This is a genomic window from Lacinutrix sp. (genome assembly GCF_023299985.1).
Classification (GTDB): domain Bacteria; phylum Bacteroidota; class Bacteroidia; order Flavobacteriales; family Flavobacteriaceae; genus Lacinutrix.
The window spans coordinates 1-3,015 of record NZ_JALZVX010000102.1 but is presented as its reverse complement, the minus strand read 5'-3'; the positions used below and the strand labels follow the sequence as shown (position 1 = coordinate 3,015).

Sequence of the window (3,015 nt, the reverse complement as noted above, 5' to 3'; positions counted from 1 at the left end):
CCTTTACAGTAGATGAAGCTCGAAAAAAGCTAGAACATTACTGTGCTTATCAAGAACGCTGTCATAAAGAAGTTAGGCAAAAACTAAGAGATTTAAATATGATACCTGAAGCTACAGATATTATTATTGTTCATCTTTTGGAGCACAACTTTTTAAATGAAGAACGTTTTGCTAAAACTTTTGTTCGAGGAAAGTTTAGAATCAAAAAATGGGGACGCTATCGTCTAACTCTCGAACTAAAGAAAAAGGATATCTCCAAAATTAATCTAAATCTGGCACTCAGTGAAATAGATGAGGTTGAGTACATCGATGTTTTTAATGCTTTAGCCGAAAAAAAGGCTAATATGATATTGGAAACCAATAAATTAAAAAAAAAGAAAAAACTTATTGATTACTTATTGTACAGAGGATGGGAATCGTATTTGGTTTATGCTAAGGTAAGCGAGTTGATAAAATAATGCATAAAAAAGCCTTTCAGTTTTTAATTCTGAAAGGCTTTTTTAGATATTGATATTAACTATTGTAAGTTAAAGACAGCTCCAAAACTTACTGTAAACTGGTTGTGAATATTTTCTGCTCCTAAAGGAGTTTCGTCATATTTTGCTAAAGGTGTGTTAAATTCTGAATACACGCCAAAACCATCAGTAAACAAATAACGAAACCCTAAATGTCCACCAAAATTTTTAGTACTTAAACTTAATCCAGGATAAACATCGAAATTTTCATCAATATTAATAACGTTTCCAAGGTTTGCATTAAATCGTGCTTTAATATCAAAACGATCTATAAAATCTGCATCTAAAATGTCGTTGTTTTTAACATTTAAAGCGTAAGTTGATGATATACCTATAGAAATATTTTCTCCAAGACCATAATCGTAACTTACATTTATTCCAGAAGCCAAATCTTGAAAGTTTCCTCCAATTTGAAATTTTTGATCTCCCTTTCCTTCAAAAGCTTGTGCATTAATAAGCGATACGCTTAGTACTGCTAAAACAAATAGTATTTTTTTCATTTTATAATTTATTTATTATTTTTTATTGCTTGTCTGTTTTTCCAGTCTATCCAATCTTGACCTTTTAAACGTCGCATTAAGTTGTCAAAATTACGCATTACAATTATATTATAAATGGCTTTTCCTAAGTTTTTTGGATGCCTTGCAATGGCTCGTAAACTCATAGAAAAACCAGGTGTAATGTAACTCATGTAATGCCAATAGCCTTCTGGTATGTATAAAACTTCTCCATGATTAAGCTCACATTCACAGCCTTTTGCTTTTTGTAAAGCTGGCCATTTTTTAAAATCTGGGTTAGAAAAATCTATATCTTCTCTAACAATCAAGGAGTGAGGTATTTTATATAAATACTTATTTTGTTTTTGATCGAATAGAATAACTTGCTTTTTACCTTGAAAATGAAAATGAAAAATATTTGCTAAATCTATATCATAGTGCATAAAAGTATGTGAGTCTGTACCACCAAAAAATAGCATTGGCATTTTTTTCATTAAGCGCAATCCAAAATCGGGAAATGTAAAGTCTTTTTGAAGTTGAGGTACTTCTTTTAAAACATTCCATAGAAAAATCCTGAATTTTGTAGGCTCACGTTTTAACAAGTCAATATAATCGCTCATCTTCATTTTTGCGTGAGGCTCATTAAAACCATCTTTGTAATCTACTGGTCTGTCATCGTAGAGTGGCACTGTTTTTTCTCCTGCAATATTTTTAATGTAATCTAGATTCCATTTTTTATATGCTGGCCAATGGTGTATAAAACGCTCAATAACCACAGGTTTTTGTGGTTTAAAATAGTTTTTTATAAAATCCTCTTTTGAAATTGTTTCTACACGAGGAATATGTTGAAGATTTAGTTTCAAAAGATCGAATAATTAGTCAATCAAAGTTAAGTAAATGAGACTAAACTAAAATTCTTAAGTTAAGTCGTTAAATTATTTAGACAATTTAGCCTGTTGTTTAGCCTCTTCGTTACGTTCAATTTTATGCTCTGGTCTAGTCCATTTTGGTTTTTCGCCTAATGCTTCATATTTAGAATTTGAAGCTTCGACAGTTTCAGGCTGCATTTTTTTAATGAATGGCTTTTGCGGATTCAAACCTAGCATTTTAAACATTTTCATATCCTCATTCACATCCGGATTTGGTGTTGTTAAAAGCTTGTCTCCGGCAAAAATAGAATTTGCACCAGCAAAGAAACACATGGCTTGACCTTCGCGACTCATTTCTGTTCTTCCAGCACTTAAACGCACTTGTGTTTCTGGCATTACTATTCTTGTTGTTGCTACCATTCTAATCATATCCCAAATTGAAACTGGTTCTTCTTCTGCCAAAGGAGTTCCTTCAACAGCTACTAAAGCATTTATTGGCACAGATTCTGGCTGCGGATTTAAAGTAGCTAAAGCCACTAACATTCCAGCTCTATCTCCAATGGCTTCTCCCATACCTATAATACCACCAGAACAAACAGTTACATTTGTTTTACGAACGTTATCTATAGTCTCTAAACGGTCTTCGTAACCACGAGTAGAAATAACTTCTTTGTAATATTCTTCGGATGAATCCAGATTGTGATTATATGCATATAAACCAGCTTCTGCTAGACGCTGTGCTTGGTTTTCTGTAATCATACCTAAGGTACAACACACTTCCATATCTAGTTTGTTTATGGTACGTACCATTTCTAGAACTTGATCAAACTCTTCACCATCTTTTACATTACGCCAAGCTGCTCCCATACAAACACGAGAACTTCCAGAAGATTTTGCACGTAAAGCTTGCGCTTTTACTTGCTGAACAGACATTAAATCGTTGCCTTCAATATCTGTGTGATATCTTGCAGCTTGCGGACAATAACCACAATCCTCTGGACAACCACCAGTTTTTATAGACAGTAAAGTACTAACTTGAACCGTATTTGGATCGTGATGCAAACGATGAATTGTTGCTGCATCATAGAGTAATTCCATTAATGGTTTGTTGTAAATATCTATTATTTCTTCTTT

General features: G+C 32.9%; 4 protein-coding genes. 1 reads left to right on the top strand and 3 read right to left on the bottom strand.

What is annotated here, in order from left to right; all coding sequences use genetic code 11:
• Positions 1-458 (top strand): RecX family transcriptional regulator (locus tag Q0C58_RS04955; RefSeq protein WP_290698271.1); only part of this gene is annotated, 458 nt, incomplete at its 5' end.
• A gap of 59 nt (positions 459-517) precedes the next feature.
• Here Q0C58_RS04955 and Q0C58_RS04950 read toward each other — a convergent pair.
• The 3 genes from Q0C58_RS04950 to bioB all read right to left on the bottom strand — a co-directional run.
• Positions 518-1,015: a DUF6646 family protein gene (locus tag Q0C58_RS04950; RefSeq protein ID WP_290698268.1), complete on the bottom strand. Its 498-nt coding sequence runs from the start codon at positions 1,013-1,015 to the stop codon at positions 518-520.
• Positions 1,016-1,023: 8 nt separating this feature from the next.
• A complete protein-coding gene (locus tag Q0C58_RS04945) occupies positions 1,024-1,875 on the bottom strand; it encodes a cupin-like domain-containing protein (RefSeq protein WP_290698265.1) in 852 nt (283 codons plus the stop codon).
• Positions 1,876-1,947: 72 nt separating this feature from the next.
• A partial coding sequence (gene bioB, locus Q0C58_RS04940; RefSeq protein WP_290698262.1) for a biotin synthase BioB occupies positions 1,948-3,015 on the bottom strand: 1,068 nt, incomplete at its 5' end.